This is a genomic window from Clostridium sp. HGF2, assembly GCF_964240115.1.
Classification (GTDB): Bacteria; Bacillota_I; Bacilli_A; order Erysipelotrichales; family Erysipelotrichaceae; genus Clostridium_AQ; species Clostridium_AQ innocuum.
Genome location: NZ_CAXSSO010000004.1, coordinates 158,597 through 183,405 on the forward strand (window position 1 = coordinate 158,597; position 24,809 = coordinate 183,405).

Annotated in this window: 19 protein-coding genes and 1 riboswitch; of the genes, 5 read left to right on the top strand and 14 right to left on the bottom strand. The window is 46.0% G+C overall.

What is annotated here, in order from left to right:
• Positions 1 to 94: 94 nt before the first annotated feature.
• The 5 genes from pflA to ACESPQ_RS09015 all read right to left on the bottom strand — a co-directional run bounded on the left by pflA (position 95) and on the right by ACESPQ_RS09015 (position 6,797).
• On the bottom strand, positions 95 to 835 hold the full coding sequence (gene pflA, locus ACESPQ_RS08995; protein ID WP_002610620.1) for a pyruvate formate-lyase-activating protein: 741 nt from the start codon (positions 833 to 835) through the stop codon (positions 95 to 97).
• Between the two features lie 61 nt (positions 836 to 896).
• A complete protein-coding gene (gene pflB / locus ACESPQ_RS09000; RefSeq protein ID WP_002610618.1) occupies positions 897 to 3,152 on the bottom strand; it encodes a formate C-acetyltransferase in 2,256 nt (751 codons plus the stop codon).
• A 101-nt stretch (positions 3,153 to 3,253) separates the two neighbouring features.
• Positions 3,254 to 3,332, bottom strand: a riboswitch (ZMP/ZTP riboswitch).
• Positions 3,333 to 3,813: 481 nt separating this feature from the next.
• Positions 3,814 to 4,635 (bottom strand): SDR family NAD(P)-dependent oxidoreductase, encoded by an 822-nt coding sequence (locus ACESPQ_RS09005; RefSeq protein ID WP_109770654.1) that lies wholly within the window; start codon positions 4,633 to 4,635, stop codon positions 3,814 to 3,816.
• Positions 4,636 to 4,805: 170 nt separating this feature from the next.
• On the bottom strand, positions 4,806 to 5,567 hold the full coding sequence (locus ACESPQ_RS09010; RefSeq protein WP_002610615.1) for a nucleoside phosphorylase: 762 nt from the start codon (positions 5,565 to 5,567) through the stop codon (positions 4,806 to 4,808).
• Between the two features lie 12 nt (positions 5,568 to 5,579).
• The gene (locus ACESPQ_RS09015; protein ID WP_008817480.1) at positions 5,580 to 6,797 is read right to left on the bottom strand and encodes an MFS transporter; all 1,218 of its coding nucleotides are present in this window, start codon (positions 6,795 to 6,797) and stop codon (positions 5,580 to 5,582) included.
• Positions 6,798 to 7,037: 240 nt separating this feature from the next.
• Here ACESPQ_RS09015 and ACESPQ_RS09020 point away from each other — a divergent pair, with 240 nt between their 5' ends.
• The 5 genes from ACESPQ_RS09020 to ACESPQ_RS09040 all read left to right on the top strand — a co-directional run bounded on the left by ACESPQ_RS09020 (position 7,038) and on the right by ACESPQ_RS09040 (position 11,471).
• Positions 7,038 to 8,228: a helix-turn-helix domain-containing protein gene (locus ACESPQ_RS09020; RefSeq protein WP_373144278.1), complete on the top strand. Its 1,191-nt coding sequence runs from the start codon at positions 7,038 to 7,040 to the stop codon at positions 8,226 to 8,228.
• On the top strand, positions 8,215 to 8,967 hold the full coding sequence (locus ACESPQ_RS09025; RefSeq protein ID WP_002610609.1) for an ABC transporter ATP-binding protein: 753 nt from the start codon (positions 8,215 to 8,217) through the stop codon (positions 8,965 to 8,967). The genes ACESPQ_RS09020 and ACESPQ_RS09025 overlap by 14 nt, the downstream gene beginning before the upstream one ends.
• A gap of 145 nt (positions 8,968 to 9,112) precedes the next feature.
• Complete coding sequence (locus ACESPQ_RS09030) at positions 9,113 to 9,721, top strand: ABC transporter permease (RefSeq protein WP_224721022.1); 609 nt, start codon at positions 9,113 to 9,115, stop codon at positions 9,719 to 9,721.
• Positions 9,718 to 10,725, top strand: coding sequence for an ABC transporter substrate-binding protein (locus ACESPQ_RS09035; protein ID WP_008817482.1), 1,008 nt, complete (start codon positions 9,718 to 9,720; stop codon positions 10,723 to 10,725). Before ACESPQ_RS09030 ends, ACESPQ_RS09035 begins: the two co-directional genes overlap by 4 nt.
• A complete protein-coding gene (locus ACESPQ_RS09040) occupies positions 10,722 to 11,471 on the top strand; it encodes an ABC transporter permease (RefSeq protein WP_002610604.1) in 750 nt (249 codons plus the stop codon). The genes ACESPQ_RS09035 and ACESPQ_RS09040 overlap by 4 nt, the downstream gene beginning before the upstream one ends.
• Before the next feature lie 185 nt (positions 11,472 to 11,656).
• On the opposite strand, the gene carB (ACESPQ_RS09045) is transcribed toward ACESPQ_RS09040, so the two are convergent.
• The 9 genes from carB (ACESPQ_RS09045) to ACESPQ_RS09085 all read right to left on the bottom strand — a co-directional run bounded on the left by carB (ACESPQ_RS09045) (position 11,657) and on the right by ACESPQ_RS09085 (position 24,798).
• The gene (gene carB / locus ACESPQ_RS09045; protein WP_373144279.1) at positions 11,657 to 14,875 is read right to left on the bottom strand and encodes a carbamoyl-phosphate synthase large subunit; all 3,219 of its coding nucleotides are present in this window, start codon (positions 14,873 to 14,875) and stop codon (positions 11,657 to 11,659) included.
• Between the two features lie 2 nt (positions 14,876 to 14,877).
• Entirely contained in the window at positions 14,878 to 15,954 is a 1,077-nt protein-coding gene (locus ACESPQ_RS09050) for a carbamoyl phosphate synthase small subunit (RefSeq protein WP_109770727.1), read from the bottom strand.
• Between the two features lie 262 nt (positions 15,955 to 16,216).
• The gene (gene pyrE, locus ACESPQ_RS09055) at positions 16,217 to 16,855 is read right to left on the bottom strand and encodes an orotate phosphoribosyltransferase (protein ID WP_109770656.1); all 639 of its coding nucleotides are present in this window, start codon (positions 16,853 to 16,855) and stop codon (positions 16,217 to 16,219) included.
• A complete protein-coding gene (gene pyrF, locus ACESPQ_RS09060) occupies positions 16,856 to 17,557 on the bottom strand; it encodes an orotidine-5'-phosphate decarboxylase (RefSeq protein WP_002610596.1) in 702 nt (233 codons plus the stop codon).
• On the bottom strand, positions 17,557 to 18,465 hold the full coding sequence (locus ACESPQ_RS09065; RefSeq protein ID WP_109770657.1) for a dihydroorotate dehydrogenase: 909 nt from the start codon (positions 18,463 to 18,465) through the stop codon (positions 17,557 to 17,559). The genes pyrF and ACESPQ_RS09065 overlap by 1 nt, the downstream gene beginning before the upstream one ends.
• Entirely contained in the window at positions 18,465 to 19,211 is a 747-nt protein-coding gene (locus ACESPQ_RS09070; protein WP_002610590.1) for a dihydroorotate dehydrogenase electron transfer subunit, read from the bottom strand. The genes ACESPQ_RS09065 and ACESPQ_RS09070 overlap by 1 nt, the downstream gene beginning before the upstream one ends.
• A 1-nt stretch (position 19,212) precedes the next feature.
• Positions 19,213 to 22,428 carry a carbamoyl-phosphate synthase large subunit gene (gene carB, locus ACESPQ_RS09075; protein ID WP_118001905.1) on the bottom strand — a complete coding sequence of 1,072 codons (3,216 nt, stop codon included), beginning with the start codon at positions 22,426 to 22,428 and terminating at the stop codon, positions 19,213 to 19,215.
• 1 nt (position 22,429) lies between these two features.
• Complete coding sequence (gene carA / locus ACESPQ_RS09080) at positions 22,430 to 23,509, bottom strand: glutamine-hydrolyzing carbamoyl-phosphate synthase small subunit (protein ID WP_002610586.1); 1,080 nt, start codon at positions 23,507 to 23,509, stop codon at positions 22,430 to 22,432.
• Positions 23,506 to 24,798: a dihydroorotase gene (locus tag ACESPQ_RS09085; RefSeq protein ID WP_022300364.1), complete on the bottom strand. Its 1,293-nt coding sequence runs from the start codon at positions 24,796 to 24,798 to the stop codon at positions 23,506 to 23,508. The genes carA and ACESPQ_RS09085 overlap by 4 nt, the downstream gene beginning before the upstream one ends.
• Positions 24,799 to 24,809: the final 11 nt, after the last annotated feature.

Here is a 24,809-nt window from a genome sequence, read left to right on the forward strand (position 1 = left end):
AATGCATTGGATGGTATAAAAAAGGGATATCTAAAGTATCGTAGGAATAAAAAAAGCCGGTTCCTCCTATTCAGATGTCCGGCTTTGTGAGTATTCACGAATCATACTGTGCTGTATGTAGAAGCTCATTCGCATGCTTTACGAGTGCTTTGTCCGGAGGCAGGACATCCTTTAGTGCATAGGTATAGCCAAGCTCCTCCCACTTGTAGGCACCCAGTGTATGATATGGCAGAATCTCAACACGCGCTACATTATGCAGAGTCTGCAAAAAGGTATCCAGCTTATGAAGGTCCTCATCACTGTCATTGATACCAGGTACCAGCACATGACGAATCCAGACAGGCTTACCGATATCAGAAAGATATTTTGCCAGATCCAGAATATTGCGGTTGCTTTTTCCCGTCAGTGCACGATGCTTTTTTTCATCATAAACCTTAAGATCCAGCAGGATGAGGTCTGTGACATTCATCAGCTCCTGGAATTTATCAAAAAAGTCCCCTTCACCGGTAAACGGATTTCCCGCCGTATCCAGAACAGTGTGAATGTTTTCCTTCTTCGCCTTTTGAAACAAATCCAGAAGAAAGTCAATTTGCAGCAAAGGCTCTCCCCCGCTGACCGTAATACCGCCGTTTTTGCCCCAGTAGCTGCGATAACGCATCGCACGCTTCAGCAATGCTTCACTGTCTGTATCCGGCTCCCCGCATTTCCAGGTATCCGGATTATGGCAATACTGGCAGCGCATGGCACAGCCTTTTAGAAATATAACAAAGCGCACCCCCGGTCCATCAACGGAGCCAAAGGTTTCAATGGAATGAATCGCTCCTTTTACACTCATAAAATCACCTCCGTAAACGTAGAAAGGCCTGTTTGTATAACAGACCTCTTTTCTTTGTAACTTACAGACTTGCGTGGCAGGTTCTGGAAATAACATCCAGCTGCTGTTCACGCGTCAGGTCAATGAATTTTACAGCATATCCGGAAACACGGATCGTGAAGTTTGCATACTCCTCTTTTTCCGGATGCTCCATGGCATCATGCAGCTTTTCAATACCGAATACATTGACATTCAGATGATGGGCTCCCTGATCAAAGTAGCCATCCAGAACATGTACCAGATTATCGGCACGCTCATCCTCATTGTGTCCAAGCGCATCCGGACTGATGGTCTGCGTATTGCTGATGCCGTCCAATGCATATTCATAAGGCAGCTTGGTTACGGAATTCAAAGAAGCCAGCAGACCGTTCTGTTCTGCACCATAGGAAGGGTTTGCCCCCGGTGACAATGGCTCTCCGGCCTTACGTCCGTCCGGCAGAGCTCCGGTAGCCTTACCATATACGACATTGGAGGTGATAGTAAGAATCGAGGTTGTCGGTTCAGAGTCACGATAGGTATGACGCTTCTCGATTTTCTCCATAAAGGTCTTTAACAGCCACACTGCAATATCATCCGCACGGTCATCATCATTTCCATAGCGCGGGAAATCACCCTCGATTTCATAATCAATAACCAGTCCGTCTTCATCACGAACCGTCTTAACCTTGGCATATTTGATTGCTGCCAGGGAATCTACGACATGGGAGAATCCGGCAATGCCTGTCGCAAAGGTTCTGCGCACATCGGTATCGATCAGTGCCATTAAGGAGCTTTCATAATAATATTTATCATGCATGTACTGAATCAGGTTCAGGATGTTGACATACAGATCAGCCAGCCATTCCATCATATTGTCATACTTATGCATAACCTCATCATAATCCAGATATTCACTGGTAATCGGACGATATTCCGGACCGACCTGTGCTTTCGTCTTTTCATCAATTCCACCGTTAATTGCATACAACAGACATTTTGCAAGGTTAGCACGTGCTCCGAAGAACTGCATTTCCTTACCTGTCTGCGTGGCACTCACACAGCAGCATACCGCATAGTCATCCCCCCATACCGGGCGCATAACATCATCATTCTCATACTGTACGGAGCTTGTCTCAATCGAGATGCGTGCGGAATATGTCTTGAAGCTTTCCGGCAGATGAGAGGAATACAGCACCGTCAGATTCGGCTCCGGTGCCGGTCCCATATTTTCCAGTGTATGCAGGAAACGGAAGTCGGATTTTGTAACCATATGGCGACCATCCATACCCAGACCTGCCAGATCCAGTGTAGCCCATACCGGGTCACCGGAGAACAGCTGGTTATAAGAAGGAATACGTGCAAATTTCACCATACGGAACTTCATCGTCATATGATCGATCAGCTCCTGTGCTTCACTTTCGGTAAGAATTCCTGCCTCCAGATCACGTTCGATATAAATATCCAGGAAGGTGGAAACACGTCCGACACTCATTGCAGCACCGTTCTGTGTCTTGATGGCCGCAAGATAACCGAAATACAGCCACTGAACTGCCTCCTTCGCGGTTGTAGCAGGTCCGCTGATATCAAAGCCGTAAAGTGCAGCCATCGCCTTCATACCCTTTAACGCCTTGATTTGCTCAGCCAGCTCCTCACGCTGACGGATGATGTCATCGCTCATTACACCGCAGCCGCAGTTTGCCTTATCCTTCTGTTTCTGTTCGATCAGATAATCGATACCGTACAGAGCAACACGACGGTAATCGCCAACGATTCGTCCGCGTCCATAGGTATCCGGAAGACCGGTAACGATTTTGTTCCGTCTTGCCAGTCGCATTTCCGGTGTATAGCAGTCAAACACGGCATCGTTGTGTGTCTTGTGATATTCATGGAAGATTTCATGCAGCTTTTCACTTGGCTCATATCCATAGGTCGTACATGCCTCTTCACTCATTTTAATACCGCCGTATGGCATGAAAGCACGCTTCAGCGGCTTGTCTGTCTGCAAGCCGACGACTGCTTCCATATCCTTTAATTCATCCTTGATGTAGCCGGGGCCATAAGAGGTCAAAGAGGAAACGATTTCTGTTTCCATATCGAGAACACCGTTCTTTGCGCGTTCTTCCTTCTGCAGCTTCTGCAGCTCCTGCCACAGCTTGTTAGTTGCTTCTGTCGGTTCAGCCAGAAACGACTCGTCCCCGTCATATGGCTTGTAGTTGTTCTGAATAAAATCCCGAACATTGATTTCCTCTTTCCAGAGGCGGCCTGTAAAGCCTTCCCATTCTTTGCGTTCATTCATCATAAATCCTGCGTCCTCCTGTTTCATTCTGTTATGAAATGGTTTCGTAAGATAAATCATAGGACTGATTCATCCACAAGAAAAGAGCCGACAGTTGTCCCGAGCTCTTCTGCCCAGACGGTCGGCCCCTATACATTATACTCCCTGTGGTCAATTCCACTTCCGTCAGTCATATAACTGAATAAACTGTATCATTTTTTCAGCCGAACGTCAATAGGCTTGCATACAAAATAAGCTTACAAAATAAGAAGGTCACGATTCACAGCAAATCCACGAAAAGAAGGATCAAACAGAAGTATAACAATCACACAGGATGGAAAGTCATTCCCCCGTCAGATTATTACATCTTTTCTTTTTTGAAAATTCGTTTATAAACTGTGAACAGTAACAAAAGCAGACCGCCTGTCCGCCGTATCGTGGAAACAGACAGTCTGATCGTGAAGTCAGATTTGGGCTGGTTGTAAAGTTATAAGGAAAACAAAGAACTGCAATCTCTTTGTTAGTTTAATCTAACTTCATATATAGAATACTCTTTTTTTCAGCATCTGTCAATGAAAACATCCTGAACTCTTTAAAAAAGAAGCTGATGATGATAAGGTGCGCAACTTCAGAAAATAAAAACGAAAAGGCTTTGAATTCCTCTCCGTCTTTCTTCATATGTATGTTAATAAACAGTAAAACCGCCATCACTTGCGACAATGCTACCGGTGATGTGTCTTGCCTCATCACTGGCAAAATACAGGATCGTCGCTGCCTGCTCCTCACTTGTAGCATTGCGATGCTGCAGAGTTTCCGTCTTACCGGCAATCATGGAATTCTTCATAAATTCCTGCGGGTCTTTTCCCTGTGCCTTCAATTCCGCAATCTTGGCATAAATCTTCTGCTTTGCGGCTTCTGTCAGCGGTGTATCGGTTCCTGCCGGACAGATGGCATTGCAGGTAATGTTTTTCGCAGCGTAATCCATTGCCGTTGATTTTGTCAGTCCGACAACACCGTGCTTGCTGGCAACATAGGCAGGTCCTGCAGGAGTTGCCCGAATACCTGCCACGGATGCGGTATTCACAATACTTCCACCGGTTTCATTGGTAAGCATGTATTTCACTTCCTCACGAATGCAATAGAACATGGCATTCAGATTGGCATTGACAACGCTGAACCAGTCCTCATCTGTCAAATCTTCGATTTTCTTGGAATCTCCGACGATGCCGGCATTGTTAATAGCGATATCGATACGTCCATACAATTCCATCACTTTCGCATACAGGGCGATGATATCTTCTTTTATAGTCACATCACAGCGCACAAACAGTGCCTTGCCTCCCTGATCCGTAATGGTCTTTTCAATCGCCTTTCCGCGTTCCTCATTTCGTCCTGCGATGACAACGGTTGCCCCTTCTGCACCGGCACGGATACAAACTGCTTTTCCTATTCCGGAGGTTCCTCCGGTTACGACCATAATTTTATCCTTAAAACGTTCTGTATTCATAAAAAGCTCCTTTCTGTTTTCTTAGTATTATTATAGCGCTTACAAAGAAAAAATACTACACTTATACAATCTTTATACAGAGTTGAAAACCGCAGCTGGAAATCCTCCATGCTACGGCTATTTCATTTTATCTATACGCTTTCGTTCCCTTTATTTCTTTATCTCCTTCCTTATGCTTCTTTTTCATACTGCGTTGATGGCTCTAGCATCGCATCCAGTACAAGCTGCGCCATTTCATAATGCAGCTTGCGATAATCCTCCTCACATTCCCATTTCTCGTTCTTGCGACTGACATGAACAGCGAGGCAGTTTGCAGCAGGAATCTGGTATAAGGATGCTAGTATATAAAGTACTGCTGTTTCCATTTCACAATTCATAATTCCCAGACTTGACCATTCTTCAATCATATTGGGAACAGGAAGTGCTTTTCCCTTTATTGAAATACCCCTTCCCTGCCCTATGTAATATGTTTCTGCCGTCAGTCCCAATCCGATATGGATTTTTTTACTGCCGGACAGATGTTTTGCAATCCGACTGACTAACAGCGAATCTGCAACAGCAGGATACGTATCCGGGACATAAGTCGTCATCAATCCTGTTGTTCGTGCCATTCCAGTATTTAAAATGATATCGCCTGGCTCAATATCGTCACGCCATGCGCCGCAGCCTCCGCAACGTACGATTTGTTTTGCTCCATTTTCCAGCAGCTCACTCACACAGATTTCCGTTGAGCCTACACCTATACCGGTAGAACATACGGATACCTTCTGATTTTTATAATAACCATTCATTAAAAGAAATTCACGATTATTAACAATAATACTACGCTTATCAAACGCTTCTGCAAGAAGTGAAACCCTACCAGGATCTCCAACAATTATGGTCGCTTCCCCCAAATCTCCGTGCTTTAATTCTTTCAAATGTATACTCATATTATCTACCTCCTATGCCTGTGTTTCTGCTGGCTTTGGCTTGTGTATCTGTAGCGTTGTCACTGTAATCAGAGATATACAGTATAACACGGTAAGAAATGCCATGGCTACTGTTAGAGAATAGTTATCTAAAAAGAAACCGATAGCGATTGAGGAAAAACCACCAATAGCACGACCGATATTGAAAATAATATTATTTGCAGTTGCACGGATATGTGTTGGATATAGATTACCAACAATTGCTCCATAGCCTGCATTCATACCGTTGGCAAAAAAACCTACAATTGCGCCCCCAACCAAGATCAACATTGCAGAATCTGCAAAGGAATATGCAAATACTGCAATCGCAGATGCAATCAGAAATGATGCATAGGCCGTTTTGGCACCAATCTTATCCATAATCTGACCGAAGACCAGCATTCCTAAAGACATACCGATAATGGTTGCTATCATCCAAATTGATGAACCGGAAATACTAAGTCCGGCTTTGTTTTGCAAAATTGAAGGAAGCCAGTTCATCAGCCCAAAGTATCCGGCAACCTGTACAATCGCCATAATGGTCAGACGAATCGTTGTAAAAGCCCTTCCTTCTGTAAAAAGATCACGTATTCCTGATTTTTTAGTAACCGATTCTTTTTTTACCGCCTTCCATGCTTCAGATTCCGGCAGCTTCCAAAGGATAAAAACAGCCAGGAAAATTGGAAGAGCACCAAATACAAATAAACCTCTCCAGCCGAATGTTGGAATAATCAATGCAGCTCCTATGGCAGCAATGATACTGCCAAGCTGTCCTGCAATTGTTACAAATGAAGTAATTCTTCCTCTTTTACCCTCAGCGAAAGAATCCGCAATGATGGACATAATCACACCATACTCTCCGCCTCCGCCGACACCTACCAAAAAGCGCAGCACATAAATGGCAGTTATGCTTGTAGAACAAGCTGTCAGCCCTGTCGCTATAGAGAAAATAGCGACTGTAATTGCAAAAATTTTTACTCTGCCATACTTGTCTGCCAATGTTCCAAAGATGATACCACCGGCCAGCATTCCCAGATTGGTGATGGTGGATATCGCTCCACCTGCAGTTGAGCTGATTGCAAAATCAGCAATAATAGAGGTCAGTACATAGGATAACAGCATCGTACTACAGCTCTGCATTCCCAGCCCGGCCATTGTGGTACCTAATGCCGTTTTCTGATAGGTACTCATATTCATACGTTCTTGACTCATAAAAAGTCTCCTTTCCTTACACCACCATTTTAGATAGAAAAGCGCATTCTAACAATTGTAGAAAGAGCCCAAAAATTACCAGTGATTTCGTGTATCTACACAATTTACACGTTTACTTCTTGTATGATATCATTCAGTAATAAATAAGGTGTATTGTAACCGCAATCATATTATTTATATACCGGTATGATCTGTATCCAAAAACATCACACGAAATTTGTGAATGGGAGGTGATACCGTATGATCTATTTAAGCACGATCATGAGCAGTGATATCTGGGATCTGAAAGCGCTGTATGAGGGGGCTAATGTACAGCGCTTGGTTGCTTCTGTAACCATTATGGAATCTCTACCCATACGGGAATGGGCGAAGGGTGGTGAACTGCTTCTGACAAGTTCCAGAACATTACCGGAAAATGAGCAGGATCTGCTGGAGTTACTCCATGATATGCAGCGCCTGTCAACCGCTGCTCTTGCGGTAAAATGCAGAGAAACTGACGAGCATATGGCGCGTGTAAAAAGACTTTCCATACTGGCGCAGGAATGGCAGATTCCCATTTTTCTCATTCCGCCTCAGCGAACCTACCTATCCTTAACGAATGCTATCAATCGTCTGCTTTCTCTGGCAGATGAACAGGATACCCTTAAGGAATACCTTATGCGTTATCTGCTATTAAGCACGGATCCTTTCAAGGATTTGATTGTCCGACGCTGTACGCAGTCATTGCAGCTTGCACTGTTTCAGAACGAACTGCAGCTGATTCAGTTTCAAATTGATAGAGAATCTACGAATGCTCAGCTTTCTGAGCAGAAGCGCTATTCGATTTTTCTGCATGTCTGTACGATATATGAGCGTATGAAGCAACAGCATCTGCTTCATGACTTTCTCTTCATGCATACGAACATGGCGATTTATACAGCCGTAATTCTGAAAGCTTCACAGTTTTCTTCAGCCTGTATACAAGAACTTAAGCAGTTGATTCCAGTATATCCAGATCTGCAGATTGGAATCAGCTCAGTTCAGAAAGCAGCTAATATTGCTGAGCTGATGAAAGAAGCTGAATTTTCTGTACACGTTGGTCTGACACTACAGAAACAGCAGATTATCCTTTATCCAAAGGTACAACTGCTGCGAATCATACAGGAGCTTCAGCAGCAGGATAAAACAAATTATTTTCAGCAGACCATTGCACCGCTAAAGGAGTATCCTTTTCTGTTGGATACTCTTATCAAATACTTCCGCAATAACGAGAACCAGAAGCAAACATGTAAAGAGTTGTTTATTCATGTTAATACACTGCAGTATCGGCTGAAGAAAATTGAAGCATTATGTGGTTTACACATGAATGACATGCAGGAGAAAATAAACCTTTATGTATCCTTATTATCACATATGATGGAAAATTGGAGGAATGACAATGACAATGATTGAATTGAAAAACATTTCAAAATGTTTTACGACAGCTAACGGAGAGCGGATACAAGCAATTAAAGATGTATCTCTTGCAATCCATGAACACGAATTCATCTCTATTATTGGTCCCAGCGGCTGTGGCAAATCCACATTGCTGCGAATCGTAAGTGAATTACAGGAACGTGACGGTGGAGAAATCGTATTCCATGACAACACGTTAAAAGAAAATCTGGGTTTTGTATTTCAGGATTCAGTTTTATTCCCTTGGAAAAGTGTTTATGAAAATATCATAATGCCATTGGAAATCAAACATCAAAAAACACCGGAATCATTGATGCGTGTAGAGAAATTGCTGGAGTTGATGAAACTTAAGGAATTTCGAAATTCTCTGCCAAAGGAGCTGAGCGGAGGTATGAAGCAGAGAGCTTCCATCGCTCGTTCACTTAGCTACGACCCAAAGCTACTGTTAATGGATGAACCCTTTGGTGCGTTGGATGCCCTGACACGAGATTATTTGAATCTGGAGCTCAGACGTCTTTGGAAACAGACGAAAAAAACCATTCTATTTGTTACACATGACATAGAAGAGGCTGTTTTTCTATCCACACGCGTTGCCGTTTTAAGTAATCGGCCTTCCAAAATTCGCGACATCATCACTATTGATCTCCCACAGGAACGAAGCCTGAAGCTGCGAGAAGCTATAGAGTTTACGGATTATGTATCCAGATTGCGAGGTATGCTGAATGAGCAGGCATAAAAAAGAAGCGATATGGTATACGCTTCTCTCTCTATCTGTATTTATCTTTTTATGGTATGCTTATGTAACTTTTTTCCATATTCCCTCCTTCATCCTACCAACTCCCACTGCCGTTGCTAAGGAAATGGTTTTTCAGCTCACGCAAATGGATTTTTATAAAAATCTGCTATATACCCTGAGCGAGGTTCTGTTTGGCTTCGCACTCTCAGTTTTGTTTGGTATTATAGTCGGTTACTGTATTGGGAAGCATCCACATATCAAACAGCTGAGTATGCCTCTGCTTGTATTTTTTCAGGTATCACCGAAAATTGCCTTAATTCCTATTTTCATTATCTGGTTTGGACTTGGTTATGGCTCCAAATTATTCATCGTTTTCATCATGTCCTTTTTTCCTATCATAGAAGGTGTGCTGCTGGGTCTCGGTCATATCCCAAAAGAAATGTATGCATATATGCAGGTATTGAACGCAGATCGCAGACAGATATTTACTCAGCTAGAGTTTCCGTGCTGCATACCGTATCTTCTCTCTTCCTTCAAGATAAGCATCCTACAGGCTATTATTGGAGCAACTGTAGCGGAATGGATGGCAGGACAGTTGGGTATCGGATATTTGCAATCATTTGCCAGTTCCACCTTTGATAGTCCGCTGCTGATATCAGGTATTCTATTTACCATTTTGCTGGGAATTTTACTGTATGCAGCTGTAAACCTGCTGGAACAACGGTTACAGCGATATCAGGAGGTAAAGCAATGAAAAAATTCTGTTTCATTTTGTTATCTTTATGTTTGTTATCCGGATGTACTGGTTCTTCGTTTCACCCATATAAAAATACAGATGGACTATTTGAAGTTGATATTCAGATTGATGGAGCTGCAACACCTTATTATGCGCCGCTATATCTCGCACAGGAAAAGGGCTATTTCAAGGAGGAAGGACTGCAGGTCAATTTCTATTATGCATCTGCTGCAGAAATTGTTAAAAACGTGGGGGCAGGAAATGTACCCTTCGGTTTTCCTAATGCGGATACTGTATTGTTGGGTCGGGGAAACGGTGTTCCAGTCAACATCATTCATACTACCTATCAGAAGGGGCTGGGAGCAATCATTTACAAAAGCGAATCTGGCATTCATAAAATACAGGATCTGAAGGGCAAAACAATTGCCATTACAAGTTATGGCAGTCCCAATTATATTCAGCTGAAGGTTATTCTGCAGCAGAACGGCCTATCCATCCATGATGTGCAAATCAAAGTGATCGGAACAGGTGCAATTGTGAATGCTCTCGTTTCCAATCAGGTAGATGCAATTTGCTTTTCTAAGCTTCGCACCTATGAGCTTCAGTCTAGTGGAATCGACGTTAAACAGTTTCTCAGCAACGACTATATGCCCTCCTATGGAAATGTAGTAATCACCTCACAGACTTTCTTGAAAGAGCATCCGGAAATATGCAGAGGTTTTACGAATGCCTTGAATCGTGGTATGCAGGATATTATAGAAGGTCAGGTGCAGGAAGCTGTGAATATCGCAAAGGAAAAATTTACACCAAGCATTGCCGGAAGTGAACAGAAATACATAGATATTATTTCGCAGGAATTTGTAAAAAATCTTTGGGTTTCTGAAGATACCGCAGTGTATGGATATGGCTACAGTAATCTCCATGATTATCAGATTTACATTGACCTGCTGCAAAAAAACGGATTATTCAAGACATCCTTTCCTGCAGATGAGCTCATAGTTCAACCGGGAGGTGCATCATGAAAAAAACAAGAATCTATGTGGAAATGTGCGTACTGCTTACATGCCTGCTGATACTGTGGCAGTTTATCACCATTATATTTCATATCCCCAGCTATTATCTTCCTTCTCCTGTTGATTTTTTCAAATATTTTATACAATTTATGCAAAGCGGCAACATGGGATTGCATATCACAACAACGCTGTATGAAATTTTTATCGGCACCTTCTGGGGTATTATCTTTGGTATGATTCTCGGTTATTTACTTGCGAAAAATAGACTTTTAGAGAATCTGTTTATGCCATTGCTTCTCATCATGCAGATTTCACCGAAAATTTCCATTGCTCCGCTATTCATTTTATGGTTTGGGCTTGGACTGACTTCCAAAATAGCATTGGTTATTCTGGTAGTATCCTTCCCTATCATGGTAGCGGAAAGCAGTTCATTGAAGAAAATCAATACCGGATATATGGACCTCATGAATATATTACAGGCAAATCGATGGCAGATTTTCATACGTATGGAGCTTCCCTGTGCCTTCCATGAGGTCATCAGCGGCAGCAAAATAGCAGTTACACAGGCAATTACAAGCGCTGTCATCGGAGAAATGATGGGAGCAAAAGCCGGTCTTGGCTATCTGCTGACAAACGGTGCAGAAATGTATGATTTAAATATGATTCTCTCTTCAATATTCTTGCTTTCTCTGCTGGGACTTCTTTTATATGAAGCATGTCAGATTGTGGAGCATAAAGTGCTGTATTGGAAATAACAATGCCTTTTTGACAATGCATATGCTTTTTTTCTTAAGGCTGTATATTCAAAAAAGGGAAATCCAAAACTATTGAAATTACTCAATCGTTTGGATTTCCTTTTTCATAAGAACTCGAAGATATAAAACATGCAAATGCTGAATATTTTTTGCCTTATGCTTTTATAACTCTGATAAAGACGTATTTAATACTCCAGCTCATTCATAGAGATGGTCGTAAAGTTTAAAGATTCCAGCACCTTTAGTATTGCATTCGCTGTATCAAAGGAAGTGAAGCAGCTGATATTGTTTTCTGCGGATACCCGGCGAATCAGGAAGCCATCATTGGTTACCTCCTTATCTTCACTGGACATGGTATTGATCACATAATTCACCTTACCCTTACGGATCACATCCAGGACATTCAAATCGCCCTCCTGGGAAATCTTATTGACGGTTTTCACAAACAATCCGTTTCCCTGTAAGAAAGCAGCCGTGCCGCAAGTCGCATAGATACCGTACCCGATGGCAGAGAAACGCTTTGCAATACGCAGGCCTTCCTCCTTGTCATCATCCGCAATCGTCATCAGCACATTACCATGATTCGGAATACGGATACCGCTGGCAAGCAGTGCCTTGTACAGCGCCTTCTCCAAGGTAACATCACCACCCAGTGCTTCTCCGGTTGATTTCATTTCCGGGCCCAGCACGGTATCTACGCTGCGCAGCTTTGCAAAGGAAAACACGGGAGCCTTGACAAAAACGCGGTTTTCAAACGGACGAAGCCCTTCTGCATAGCCCTGCTCATGCAATGAGTCACCGAGGACGCAGCGCGTTGCGATATGACTCATCGCCACACCGGTTATTTTACTTAGAAACGGCACGGTACGGGAGCTTCGCGGATTGACCTCCAGAACATATACCATTTCCTCATTTCCATCCTTTGGTGCCTCCACGATAAACTGGATATTAAACAAGCCGATAAAATGGAATCCCTTTCCGATACGAATACTGTAATCGACGATGGTGTCCCGCACCTTATCCGATATGGTCTGCGGCGGATAGACACTAATGGAGTCACCGGAATGAATACCTGCGCGTTCGTTATGCTCCATGATTCCCGGAATATACACATGTTCACCATCGCAGATCGCATCAATTTCCAGCTCCTTACCGACAATGTATTTATCGACCAGAATCGGTGCATCGTGGCTGATTTCCTTAACTGCCGTAGCCATATAAATACGCAGATCATCATCATTGTGCACGATTTCCATTGCACGTCCGCCAAGGACATAGGATGGACGCACCAGCACCGGATACCCGATGCGGTTCGCAATGTTTACGGCTTCCTCTACCTCCACCGCTGTTTCTCCCTTCGGCTGCGGGATATCCAGCGTGTGCAGCATCGCTTCAAATGCATGACGGTCTTCGGCACGGTCAATGTCCTTAAGAGAGGTTCCCAGAATCTTCACACCGCGTTCCACCAGCTTATCTGCCAAATTGATTGCCGTCTGACCGCCAAACTGAACAATCACGCCCAGTGGCTGTTCCAGATCCACAACGTGCATAACATCCTCGATCGTCAGCGGTTCAAAATACAGCTTGTCGGAAATCGAGAAATCTGTCGATACCGTTTCCGGATTGTTGTTGATAACGATTGCCTCATAGCCGCACTCCCGCAGCGTCATGACACAGTGTACAGTCGCATAGTCGAATTCCACACCCTGTCCGATACGAATCGGTCCGGAGCCGAGAACAATGATTTTCTTACGGTCTGTACGGAAGGATTCCGTTTCCTGTTCATAGGTGGAATAGAAATACGGTGTCGCACTTTCAAATTCCGCTGCACAGGTATCCACCATTTTGTATACCGGTATGATGCCGTTTTTCTTCCGCAGCTCATAGACGGAGCGCTCCTTCATCCCCCACTTGCGGGCGATATAGGAATCCGCAAAGCCATTTTCCTTCAACGTACGGAGTACGGAAAGATCCTGTGGAAGTGCCATCATTTCTTCTTCCAGAGAAATGATATTCGCAAATTTATGCAGGAAGAACATATCGATTCTCGTAATTTCATGAATACTTGCCAGAGATTCCCTGCGGCGAATCAGCTCAGCGATGCCAAACATGCGCAGATCGTCCTTTACCGCGATCTTCTCCCACAGCTGCTCTGTGGTACAGGCATTGATTTCCTTATGATCGATGTGATCACATTTCATTTCCAGAGATCGTACTGCCTTCAGAAAGCTTTCTTCAAAATTGCGACCGATGGACATGACTTCACCGGTAGCCTTCATCTGTGTTCCCAGACGGCGGTCGGCACGCTCAAATTTATCAAACGGGAAGCGTGCCAGCTTTGTCACAATGTAATCCAGTGACGGTTCAAAGCAGGCATAGCTCGTCCTGGTAATCGGATTGATGATCTCATCCAGCGTCATACCGACCGCAATCTTAGCTGCCAGCTTTGCAATCGGATAGCCGGTTGCCTTGGAGGCAAGCGCAGAAGAGCGGGATACTCTTGGATTCACCTCAATAATATAGTATTTGAAGCTGTTGGGATCCAATGCCAGCTGTACATTGCAGCCTCCGCATATATTCAAAGCACGAATGATTTTCAGACTGGCATTGCGCAGCATCTGATGCTCACGATCGGACAGCGTCTGTACAGGAGCCACAACCATAGAGTCACCGGTATGAATTCCCACCGGATCGATGTTTTCCATGTTGCAGACCACGATTGCATTATTGTTATTGTCCCGCATAACCTCGTATTCAATTTCCTTAAAGCCTGCGATACTTCGTTCAATCAGACACTGATGTACCGGGGACAGCTTTAATCCGTTATCTGCAATGATACGCAGCTCCTCTTCCGTATCCGCAAAGCCTCCGCCGGTTCCTCCCAGTGTATAGGCCGGGCGAACAACAACTGGATAGCCAATGGAATCCGCAAAGGCAATCGCCTCTTCCACGGTATGTACAATATCACTTTCCGGTACCGGTTCATGGATTTCATACATCAGGTTTCGAAACAGCTCGCGGTCCTCCGCCTTGTTAATGGCAGTTAAATCCGTTCCCAGTATCTCCACATCGTATTCCGCAAGGATACCGGATTCAGCCAGCTCAACAACCAGATTTAATCCGGTCTGTCCTCCCAGACTGCCCAGGACGGCATCCGGGCGTTCCTTATAAATGATACGGCTGGCGAATTCCAGCGTCAGCGGTTCAATATAAACACGATCCGCAATCGTTGTATCGGTCATGATGGTTGCCGGATTGGAATTGATCAGGACAACCTCATAGCCTTCCTCACGAAGGGACTGGCAGGCCTGACTTCCGGCATAATCAAATTCCGCAGCCTGTCCAATGACAATTGGTCCAGACCCGATCACAAGTATTTTCTTAATATCCGTACGCTTTGTCATAGTTATGCATTCTCCTTTTCCATCAGTTCCATGAATTGATCAAACAGATAATTGGCATCCTCCGGCCCCGGTGCAGCTTCCGGGTGATACTGTACACTGAATACCGGATAACGTGTATGGCTGACACCCTCCACACTTCGATCATTCAGCGCCTGATGCGTCATGATCAAATCCGTGTCCGCAAGACTTTCTGTTTCCACTGCATAGCCGTGATTCTGTGAGGTGATTTCCACTTTACCAGTCGTCAGATTCAAGACCGGATGATTGCAGCCGCGGTGACCGAATTTCAGCTTAACGGTATTAGCGCCGCATGCCAGAGAGATCAGCTGATGTCCCAGACAGATGCCAAAGATGGGGACATGCTTGATCAGCTCACGGATGACCTCGATAGCACCTGTCATATCCTTTGGATCCCCCGGACCGTTGCTCAGCATCACTCCATCCGGATGCAGGGCAAGAATCGCCTCTGCTGAGGTATTGTATGGTACAACGACAAGATCGCAGTTTCTGCGTGACAGCTCTCGGATGATGCCATGCTTTGCGCCAAAATCCATTAAAACAACCTTTTTTCCACGGGATGGGATGGGAAACGGCTTCTGTGTGGATACACGTGCAACCTGATCATGCAGGAAATCGGTTTCCTTCAACAGCTTTACCACTGCCTGTACATCCGCTCCCTCATCCGCCATGATGGCACGCATCGTACCGCTGCTGCGCAGCTTTTTTGTGATTGCGCGGGTATCCACATGACAAATTCCGGGTATCCCTTTTAGCTTTAAAAATTCATCCAGAGTCAGATCACAGCGAAAATTGCTTGGCTGCTCGCAATATTCCTTTACGACAAAGCCGAACACAGCAGGATCCAGACTCTCAAAGTCATCCCGGTTGACACCGTAGTTTCCAATCATTGGGTAGGTCATCATGACGATCTGTCCGCAATAGGATAAATCGGACAGCACCTCCTGGTAGCCGCTCATCCCGGTATTGAATACAAGCTCTCCCACCTGATAATGATGGGATCCGAAGCCGTGTCCTTCATACACACTGCCATCCTCCAGTATCAGTAAACGTTTTGACATCATATTCATCATATTTGCCTCCATTCTCTCGCTACGCACGAGCATAAATTCTTATAAATTTGATATATGTTCCATCATTTCGTACATTCCGTTTGAGCTTTTACACGGTTTTTCTATGACACAGCATGCAGCAGCACTTTGCTGTTTCGTGTCACAGGAGTGTTCATGTTTTGAACTCCCTGTAAGTCCTTACACTCTGTATTCCCACCAAAAGGGCATAGAATACGATTGTATTCTATGCCCCAATGCACTGTTCTTTCTTCTATTTTTCCATCCAGGATTCATCCTTTGGATCCTGTTTCCAAGCCTTTAATTTCTCAAGGTCACCATCCTTGATATAGTCATTTTCCAATGCCACATCAATCAGAACATCGTAATTGCTCAATGTCTTAAATTCACAGGAAATGCTGTTAAACAGCTCTGTGGATGCCGGTAACAGATAGGTAAAGATCGCCACAACGCCCAGTACCTCGGCACCTGCCTCACGCAGGGATTCAATGACATCCTTGACAGAGCCGCCGGTGGAAATCAGATCCTCTACAACAACAACCTTGGCACCCTGTTTGATGTTTCCCTCAATTTTATTTCCTTTTCCATGACTCTTGTTGGAGCTGCGTACATAACCAAACGGCTTCTCCAGCTTGTCAGCTACCATTGCTCCCCATGGGATTCCGGCAGTTGCCGTACCGACGATAACCTCTGCCTCTGCATATTCCTTCTGAATCAGTTCTACAAAGCCCTGCACAACGACACTGCGTTTTTCCGGAAAAGACAGCACCAGACGGTTGTCACAGTAAATTGGTGATTTGATTCCGCTTGCCCATGTAAATGGATCGTTGGGCTGCAGAGATACTGCCTGGATATCCAGCAGATTCTTTGCGACAGTTTTTTCAATCTTCATTTATTTTCCCTCCATCGTTTTTTCAATTTCATGATAGGTAGCTACCGGATTGGCACTTTTTGTAATACTTCTACCCACGACGATATAGTCACAGCCCTGTTCTTTGGCAAATACCGGCGTTGCCACACGCTTTTGATCATCCTTGGAATCATCCGCAAGACGAATCCCCGGTGTAACTGTCAGAAAGTCAGACCCGCAAGCCTCATGAATTGCCTTTGCTTCATGAACAGAGCACACGACACCGTCCAGTCCGCTTTCCTTTGCCAGCTTCGCATAGGAGATGACAACATCCTTTACATCTCCGGGAATCAGCAGCTCTTCATTCATCGCTTCCTGTGATGTACTTGTCAATTGAGTTACAGCGATACAAAGCGGGCGTTTGCCATTGACAGCTCCCTCTTTTAAGCCTTCGATAGCAGCCTTCATCATGGCACTTCCACCTGCCGCATGCAGATTAACAACATCCACATCCAGCTTTGCCAAATTCTTCATCGCCTGTTTAACCGTATTTGGAATATCGTGCAGCTTCAAATCCAGAAAAATCTGGTGTCCCATCGCCTTCACTTCTCGAACAATTTCAAATCCAAAAGAATACGTAAGCTCCATACCGATTTTTACATAAATCGGTTCCTTAAACTTTAATAAAAATTCATATACTTCCTTACGTGTGGAGAAATCCAACGCAACCATTGTTTTACTCATCAACGAAAACTCCTTCCAACAGCATCAGTCAAGCTGTTATTCCCATATTTCTTCAGGACCTTTGGCAAATCCTCTAGTATTTTAACACAGCACAGCGGATCGATAAAGTTCTGCATTCCCACTTCTACCGCACTTGCTCCGGCATACAGAAATTCCAGTACATCCTCTGCTCTGGTGATACCGCCGACACCGATAATCGGTATATTGACGGCAGATGCCACCTGATACACCATACGAATCGCCACCGGCTTGATCGCAGGACCACTCAGTCCTCCGGTCACATTGGCAAGCAATGGTTTTCCCGTACGCAGATCCATACGCATGCCCATCAAGGTGTTGATGAGCACCAGACCATCTGCACCTGCCTCTTCCACGGCTTTGGCAATTTCCACAATATTTGTTACATTCGGTGACAGCTTCACATAGACCGGCTTTTGTGCCGCTTCCTTTGCCATGCGGGTAACCTTAGCCGCAAGAGCAGGATCGGTTCCCAGACCGATTCCCCCATGCTTTACATTCGGACAGCTGATATTCAGCTCATATGCCTTGACAACATCGCTTTGATTCAGCTTCGTGATGACCTCGACATAGTCCTCTTCACTGGCACCTGCCACATTGGCAATAATATCCGTATCAAACTGCGCAAGCCATGGCAGCTCCCGTTCCATAATCACATCCACTCCCGGGTTCTGAAGACCAATGGCATTCAGCATGCCTGACGGTGTTTCCGCAACACGCGGTGTCGGATTTCCGAATCGGCTGTGCGGTGTCGCACTCTTGATCGCAATGCCTCCAAGAAGACTCAGATCATACAGCTCGGCAAATTCGCGGCCAAAGCCGAAGCAGCCGCTGGCCGGAATAATGGGGTTCTTCAGATGAAGTCCCGGCAGTTCTACATGCAGATCCATCAGTATTCCACCTTTCCGATCGGGAAAACAGGACCTTCCTTACAAATGCGGTGGTACATGTTTTCTTCCTTCTTATCCTTTGCCACACACGCCATACAGGCTCCGATACCGCATGCCATACGGCTTTCAAAGGACATATAGCCGCGGGTGTAGCGCTCCTCCACTGCTTTCAGCATCGGTCTTGGACCGCAGCTGCAGGTAAACTCTGTTGTGATGCCATGCTCTTTAATCGCATCCATCACCGTTCCCTTTGTCCCATAGCTGCCATCCATTGTCGCTACCGCAACATGGCACCCGAGACGCTGAAACTCATTTTCATAAAATACGCTTTCTTTATCGTTGAAGCCAAGGACCACATACACACGTGCATCCCTGCTGCGATACTGCTTTGCCAGCTCATACAGCGGCGGCACACCCACACCGCCACCGATCAGCAGCACCTCATGCTCTTCTTCATGAATCGGATAGCTACTGCCAAGGGGACCAAACACATCGATAATCCCCTGTGTGCGCAGCGTAGCCAGCTTCGCAGTGCCATCCCCTACCACCTTGTAGATGATGACAAAGCGTGTTTTATCTTCAACGGAGCAGATACTGATGGGGCGGCGCAGCATAAACCCCTCCACCGCTACATTTACAAACTGTCCCGACTTCATATCCTTTGCGATGGATGCCTGTATTTCCATACGGTAGGTATCCTTCGCTATCCTCTTATTACTTAAAATCAGTCCTTTTTCTTCCTGCATCTTATCCCTCCAGTTCATTCATGGAAATGGTGGTAAACGTCTGGGATTCCAGCACACGCAGAATCGCATTGGCGGTATCCAGCGATGTGAAGCAGCTGATATTATTCTCAGCGGCAGCACGGCGGATTTCAAAGCCGTCCCGGTTTACCTCACTGGAGATACTCATCGTATTGACCACATAGTTGACGCGTCCCTTACGGATGACATCAATCACATTGTTGTCTGTTTCTTCCTTTACCTTGTCTACGGTTTTCACATAGATACCGTTGGAGGAAAGATACTGTGCCGTTCCCTTCGTCGCATAAATACCATAGCCGATGGCAGAGAAGCGCTTCGCGATCTTCAGCCCCTCCTGCTTGTCATCATCCGCAACCGTAATCAGAACATTGCCGTGCAGCGGAATCTTCACACCACTTGCCAGCAGCGCCTTGTATAATGCCTTTTCCAGCGTTACATCGCCGCCCAGTGCTTCTCCGGTTGATTTCATCTCCGGTCCCAGTGTCGTATCAACACTTCGCAGCTTCGCAAAGGAGAATACCGGTGCCTTGACAAAGACACGCTCCCCTTCCGGATGCACGCCTTCCTCGTAGCCCTGATCCTTTAAAGAATCTCCCAGAACACAGCGTGTTGCCACATAGGACATCCCAACATTCGTAACCTTGCTGAGGAATGGTACGGTACGGGAGCTTCTAGGATTAACCTCCAGAACATACACTCTTTCTTCCCCGCTTTTCTTATCGGTTTCCACGATGAACTGTATATTATACAGACCGATGAAATGGAATCCCTTACCGATGCGTGTCGCATAATCGATAATGGTATCCTTTACCTTCTGACTTGCCGTCGGAGCCGGATAGACACTGATGGAGTCACCGGAATGCACACCGGCACGCTCGATATGCTCCATGATTCCCGGAATGTACACATGCTCTCCATCACAGATTGCATCCACTTCCATTTCCTTACCGATGATATATTTATCGACCAGAATCGGTGCATCATGGCTGATTTCCTTCACTGCCGTTGCCATATAGACACGCAAGTCGTCATCGTTGTGCACAATTTCCATCGCACGTCCGCCCAATACATAGGATGGGCGCACCAGTACCGGATATCCGATACGATTCGCAATCTTCACTGCTTCCTCAACCTCGACGGCAGTTTCTCCCTGCGGCTGCGGAATATCCAGCTGGTGCAGCATTTCCTCAAATTCATGACGGTCCTCGGCACGGTCGATATTTTCCAGAGAGGTTCCCAGAATTTTTACACCGCGCGCAACAAGCTTGTCTGCCAGATTGATTGCCGTCTGCCCGCCGAACTGCACGACAACACCAAGGGGCTGTTCCAGATCAATGACATGCATAACATCCTCAATCGTCAGCGGTTCAAAATACAGCTTATCGGAAATGGAATAATCCGTTGACACGGTTTCCGGATTATTGTTGATAACAATCGCTTCATAGCCGCGTTCACGAATCGTCTTTACACAGTGTACGGTCGCATAGTCAAACTCCACACCCTGACCGATACGAATCGGACCGGAGCCGAGTACGATGATTTTGCGGTTGTCACTGCATACGGATTCGTTTTCATGCTCATAGGTGGAATACAGATACGGTGTATGCGATACATACTCCCCTGCACACGTATCCACATTTTTATAGACCGGCATAATGCCGTTTTGTTTTCTTGTATCGTAGAGAGCAGCTTCCTCTACATTCCAGCTTCTTGCAATCCAGGAATCCGCAAAGCCCATTTTCTTGGAAGCCTGCAGAACGTTTAGATCCATCGGATGCTGCCGGATAACGGTTTCCTGTGCAACGATGTTTTTAAAGCGGTTCAGGAAGTAGCGATCCATCTTCGTTACTGCAAAGATATCCTCGATATCCGCACCCTTTCGAAGCAATGCGGTTATGACATAGATGCGCTCATCATCACACTGTGCCAGCTTCTTCCATAAGGCATCCTCATTCATCGCGTTGATATCCTTTTGTTCCAGGTGATCCGTCTTCATTTCCAGAGAGCGGATAGCCTTTAAAATCGCTTCATCGAAGGTACGTCCTATGGACATAACCTCACCGGTTGCCTTCATCTGTGTACCCAGCGTACGATCTGCCTTCGGGAATTTATCAAAGGCAAAACGCGGGAATTTTGTGACAACATAATCGATGCAAGGCTCCACACAGGCATAGCTGGTCGTTGTGACCGGATTGATAATTTCATCCAGTGTCAGACCGACAGCCACCTTCGCCGCAAGCTTGGCAATCGGATAGCCGGTCGCCTTGGAGGCAAGAGCAGAGGAGCGGGATACCCGCGGATTGACCTCAATGACATAGTAGTTGAAGCTGTTTGGATCCAGTGCCAGCTGTACATTGCAGCCGCCGCAGATTTTCAATGCGCGGATGATTTTCAGCGCTGATGCACGCATAATGCCGCATTCTCTGTCCGTCAGCGTCTGCGTTGGCGCAACAACGATGGAATCACCGGTGTGAATACCAACCGGATCGACATTTTCCATATTGCAGACAACGATTGCATTATCCGCATTGTCACGCATAACCTCGTATTCGATTTCCTTATAGCCGGCGATGCTCTGTTCGATCAGGCACTGGTGAACCGGAGAGATTTTTAAACCGTTATCGCAGATTACCCGCAGCTCTTCCTCACTGTGTGCGAAACCGCCCCCGGTTCCACCCAGAGTAAACGCAGGACGTACCACAACCGGATAGCCGTTTTCACATGCGAATGCCACCGCTTCCTCAATCGTATGTACGATCACACTTTCCGGTACCGGTTCCCCGATTTCATACATCAGCTCACGGAATTTATCACGGTCCTCTGCCTTCTCAATGGCGTCCAGTGCCGTTCCCAGAATTTCCACGTGATATTCATCCAGAATACCGCTTTCTGCCAGCTCAACAACCAGATTTAAACCGGTCTGTCCTCCCAGACTGCCCAAAATAGCATCCGGACGTTCCTTATAGATGACACGGCTCGCAAATTCCAGCGTCAGCGGCTCAATATATACACGGTCCGCAATAACAGTATCCGTCATAATCGTTGCCGGATTGGAGTTGATCAGAATAACCTCATAGCCTTCCTCGCGCAAAGAGGTGCAGGCCTGACAGCCGGCATAGTCAAACTCCGCTGCCTGTCCAATGACGATCGGACCGGAGCCAATCACCATGATTTTCTTTATATCGTTTCTTTTCGGCATTCTATTCAGCACTCCTTTCCTTCATTACATTGCAGAAATCATCGAATATATAGGTACAGTCATCCGCACCCGGTGCTGCCTCCGGCTCAAAGGAGTAAGAGTACAGCGGATAGGTTTCATGGGTAAAGCCTTCTATGGAGCCATCATTCAGTGCGGTATAGGTGGTGATCAGTCCGGTTCCCTTTATGGAGTCCGGTTCCACCTCATAGCCGTGATTCTGTGCAGTAAACTCGATTTTCTGTTTCTTCAGATTGCGCACCGGAGAAGAGTTTCCATGGTGACCAACCTTCATTTTTACAACGTTTGCGCCGCATGCAGCCGCAATGACCTCATGTCCCAGACCGATGCCCAGCATCGGCACACTGCCCAGCAGCTCTTTACAGGTAGCTACCGTTTCCGGAATATCTTCCGGTGCTCCCGGTCCGCCGCTGTAGACGATGCCATCCGGATGAATGGCCAGAATATCCTGTGCACTCATATTGTAAGGTACGACAATCAGATCACAGCCGCGCATGTTAAACTCGCGGATCACGGCAAACTTTGTTCCGATGTCCACCATAACGACCTTCTGCCCACGGGATGGAATCGGGAACGGCTTCACTGTAGATACTGCCTGTACACCGTCTTTTGGTAACTCACTTTCCCGCAGCTGCTTCACAATCGCCTCCACATCGGCATCCGCATCCGCCATGATTGCCTTGCATGTACCATGATCTCTGATCTTTCTTGTAATTTCACGCGTATCGATATCCGCAATTCCCGGAATGCCCTTCAGCTTCATAAACGCATCGAGTGTCATATCACTGCGGAAGTTGCTCGGTGTTTCACAGTATTCCTTGACAACAAAGCCGAACATCTTCGGTGAAATACTCTCAAAGTCATCACGGTTGATTCCACAGTTTCCCATGGCAGGATAGGTCATCATGACGATTTGTCCATAGTAGGACAGATCGGAGATAATTTCCTGATACCCGCTCATTCCTGTCTGGAAGATCAGCTCTCCCATCTGATACCGGTCGCCTCCAAAGGCGATTCCTTCATAAACACTGCCGTCTTCAAGAATCAATAGTCGCTTTTTCATTTCAGCAAACCCTCCCTGTTATCGTATACGCAGATTCCATCCACAAATGTCTTCACCGCAAAGCCGCTGCAGACAATACCGTCAAACGGTGTGTTTTTTCCCATGGAATAGAATCCCTGTTTCTCTATCTTTCGTACGCTGTCCAGATCCATCAGTACAAAATCCGAAGCGTTTCCTTCCTTCAGTTTTCCCCTGCGCTCCATTTGAAAGCGTTTGGCAGGCGCCTCGCTCATCCAGTACACCAGCTGTTCCAGCGTGAAGATGCCCTCCTCCTTCACAAAGCGGGTGTACAGCAGTGGAAACGCGGTTTCCAGTGCAACAATACCAAAGGGAGCCTTTTCCATCCCTCTGCTTTTTTCTTCCTCGCTGTGCGGTGCATGATCGTTGGCAATCATATCGATCGTACCATCCAGCAGTCCCTGAATCAGAGCCTGACGGTCCTCCTCGCTGCGCAGTGGCGGGTTCATTTTATGATTGGCATTTTCTACTGCCATTTCATTCAGCAGCAGGTGATGTGCCGTTACCTCACCACTGACATCCAGTCCTTCCTTCTTTGCCCTGCGCAGGGATTCCACACTTTCCTGCGCACTCATATGGCATACATGATAGCGGCAGCCGGTTTCCCTGACAAGTGCCAAATCCCGTTGGAACTGTGCATATTCACAGGCACTGGGAATCCCGGTAAGACCAAGCTGTTTACTGCGGATGCCTTCGTGCATGCAGGCATTCGGCTTGCGATAGCTCATATCCTCGGTATGGGCAGCGATGATACCGTCAACATCACGGCACTTCTGCATGGCCGCCTTCATCATATCCGCTGTTGCCACACCAACACCGTCATCACTGAAGGCATGAATCCCCATGGCGCTCAGTCCTTCCATATCACTCAGCTTTTGACTCGCCTCCGCCTTTGTGATACAGGCATAGGGAATCACATGCACACGGCTGTCCTGTTTGATTTTCGTCAGATATGTCTTCATCGTTTCCGTATTGTCCGGATACGGGATGACATTGGGCATTGCCATTATGGTGGTAAAGCCGCCATGGGCTGCAGCAGCCGTCCCACTGGCAATTGTTTCCTTATGCGTATAGCCCGGCTCACGCAGATGGGCATGTACATCGATCAATCCGCTCAGCAGTACACAATTCTCTGCCGGTATTACCTCCTGCGCCAATGCAGGATCGATATGCTTTGCGATTTTCACAATCTGTGTTTCATCAAACAGCACATCCATTATCTCTGTTTCATTTCCTTTTGTAAGGATGCGGGCCTGCTGAATCAGTTTCATAACTGCACCTC